This window comes from Bradyrhizobium yuanmingense (assembly GCF_900094575.1).
GTDB classification, from domain to species: Bacteria; Pseudomonadota; Alphaproteobacteria; order Rhizobiales; family Xanthobacteraceae; genus Bradyrhizobium; species Bradyrhizobium yuanmingense.
Map to the genome: position 1 here is coordinate 1 of NZ_FMAE01000077.1, position 2,819 is coordinate 2,819.

At 63.3% G+C, this 2,819-nt stretch carries 1 protein-coding gene and 1 pseudogene; both read left to right on the forward strand.

What is annotated here, in order from left to right:
• The first annotated feature begins 180 nt into the window (after window positions 1-180).
• Window positions 181-1,960: pseudogene (gene istA, locus GA0061099_RS38960) on the forward strand (IS21 family transposase).
• Complete coding sequence (gene istB / locus GA0061099_RS38965) at window positions 1,938-2,705, forward strand: IS21-like element IS1631 family helper ATPase IstB (protein ID WP_074448691.1); 768 nt, start codon at window positions 1,938-1,940, stop codon at window positions 2,703-2,705. The pseudogene istA and the gene istB overlap by 23 nt, the downstream one beginning before the upstream one ends.
• The last annotated feature ends 114 nt before the right edge of the window (window positions 2,706-2,819 follow it).

Genomic DNA, 2,819 nt, shown 5'->3' on the forward strand with positions numbered 1-2,819 from the left:
CCTTTGGCGTACCGCGCTCGGTGGCATGGATTATCGTCAGGTCGAGGGCCGGATAGCGTTTCTGCTTCCCGATCCCCGTGGGTCGGTCAAAATCCCCCTGGTATGGTCACTTGAAACTCCCCCACCTGATGTTCACCGTCAGCGCCGCTGAACAGCGGTAGCCGGTCAGGCAGGACGTTTATTTTCGGTCCCTTTAGCCAGCAGGGGCCGGGGAGTTGAACGTCTTGAAGCCACACCTGCAAAGCACGGTATTTACGCTACTCGATCGCAACGCCAGCCAGCGCGAGATCCACAGGCTGACGGGGATCGATCGCAAGACGATCCGGCGTTACCGGGCGCTGCGGGCCGGTGCGGAGGCAAATTCCCCCGGGGAAGCGACCACCGGCCCGGTGAGCGTGGACGGCCAAATTCCTCCACCCCGACCACCGGCTTCTGGGGCATCAGGAGCGACGGTCACCAGCAGCCTGGCCCGTTCGGCTTGCGAACCGCATCGGACGTGGATCGAAGAACAGGTCCGCCTGAAGCGGAATGCGCAGGCGATTTACCAGGACCTTGTCGATCATTTTGGCTTTCCGTCCAGCTACCAGAGCGTCAAGCGGTTTGTGCGCACGTTGCGACACAGCGATCCCGAGCAGTTTGATCGACTTGAGTTCCTGCCCGGCGAGGAGGCCCAGGTCGACTACGGCGAGGGCGCTCTGACGATTGATCCCAGAAGCGGCCGGTACCGCCGTCCCCGCCTGTTCGTGATGACGCTGCGCTACTCGCGGCGCAGCTTCCGGCGGGTGGTCTGGAAGTCCAGCCAACACGTCTGGGCGCAGCTCCACGAAGAGGCGTTCCGGTATTTTGGCGGGGTCCCCAGCTATGTCGTGCTCGACAATCTGAAGGAAGGCGTCCTCAAGCGGGATTTGTACGAGCCCGAGCTCAACCCGATTTACAGCGCGATGCTGGCTCATTACGCCGTGGTCGCCGATCCCGCGCGTGTGGCCGATCCCAATCGGAAAGGATGCGTCGAGAGTGCGATTCAACATACCCAGGGCACCGCGCTGGCCGGACGGCGCTTCGAGACACTGGAAGCCCAGAACGAGTTCTTGAGGCACTGGGAGGAGAATTGGGCCTCCAAGCGCACCACGGCAGCACGCGTCGTCAGGTCGAGGCGATGTTCCAGGAGGAGAAGCCACACCTGCGGCCGTTGCCAGTGGCTGCCTTCCGCATCTTCACCGAGGTCGTTCGGACCGTCTGCGACGATACCACCGTGCGTGTTGATAGCAGCTATTACGCCGCGCGGCCTGCGCCCATCGGCAGTCAGGTCGTGGTGCGGATCTACGCCTCCACGATCGATATCCGTGATCGCCACACCCATGCGCTGCTGCGTGTTCATCCCCGGATGACGCACTCCGGTTCTGTCGTCCTGCCGACCAGCGAACGGCCGTTCAATCCGTCGCGGCAAACCGCCGTGCTGCTGGCGAGCGCCGAGCGCATCGGGCCGCAGACCAGGGCGCTGTGCCAGCAAGTGTTCGACACCGAGGGGCGCCCCGGACAGCGCGCGATGTGGGGCATTGTCGGGCTGGGCCGGAAGTATCCGGCACGGCTGGTCGAGCAAGCCTGCGCGCACGCCGTCGAGAACCGCATCTACCGCTACAAGCACGTGCGTGCGACCGTCGAGCGGTTGTTCGAACAGGCGATCGCGCAGGTTGGAGCGACGCCACAGCCGGCATCGTCGCTCACCCAGGATCATCCGCTGATCCGCGCTCCAGCCGAATACGGCGATCTCTTAAGCCGTGCCGTGCGGCACGATGCCGGCGACAATGGCCGGCAGGCCGAGGCTCACGGCGACCGCACCCCTGCAACCCGCGCTCGTTGCGCCTGCGCAACCCCGGCCAGCTCCGGCGCCACGAGCGCTCCCGCGGCTTCTCACCTCACACTGGAGACCAAACCACATGATGACCATGCCGGAAATTGAGCGTTGCCTGCGACAGCTGCGCCTGTCGGGCGTTCGCGACACGCTGCAGACGCGCGTGCTGCAGGCGCAGGGCGCCAACCAGCCATTCCTCGAGACCTTCTCCCTGATCCTGCAGGACGAACTGGACCGTCGTCAGTCCCGCCTTATCGAGCGACGATACCAGCAATCCGGGCTCGACGAAAAACTGACGCTCGCCGAGTTCGACTGGACCTTCAATCCCAGATTGCCGCGCCAGACTTGCTTCCAGCTCCACACCCTGGCGTTCATTGCCGCCGGCGAAAACGCGCTGCTTGTCGGCAAACCTGGCACCGGGAAGTCCTACATCGCCAAGGCGATTGCCTATCAGGCGATCCTGCAAAGCCACAAGGTCCAGTATCTTGAGACCGACGACTTCTTCCACCGCTACGCCATGAACTCCCCGGCACAACGCGAGGTCCGGCTGCGAACCATCATCGACTGCGATCTCCTCGTGCTGGACGATCTGTTCCTCGCACGCGCCATCCCTGACGACGCCGGCGCATTGCTGCAGACCCTGATGCATCAGCGCTACAAACTGCGCCGCAGCGTCATCGTTACCTCCAATCGCGTCGTGCAGGACTGGGGGACATACCTGGGGGACAACACCATGAGCACGACGATCCTCGATCGCCTGATGCATCATTGCCATCTGCTTGAGTTCGACGGACGCAGCTATCGGCTCAAAGAGGCCGCTGAAACTCTTGCCCGGGAAACAAAGGCAAACTAACAATCACCATGTCCTGCCTCGCGGGTGGAGGAGGAGATGTCCCGATCGCTGTTGAACTACGTCGGGCCGACGTTGCCGGAACGAATGATTACGCGGCCCTCGTGACATGGGCAA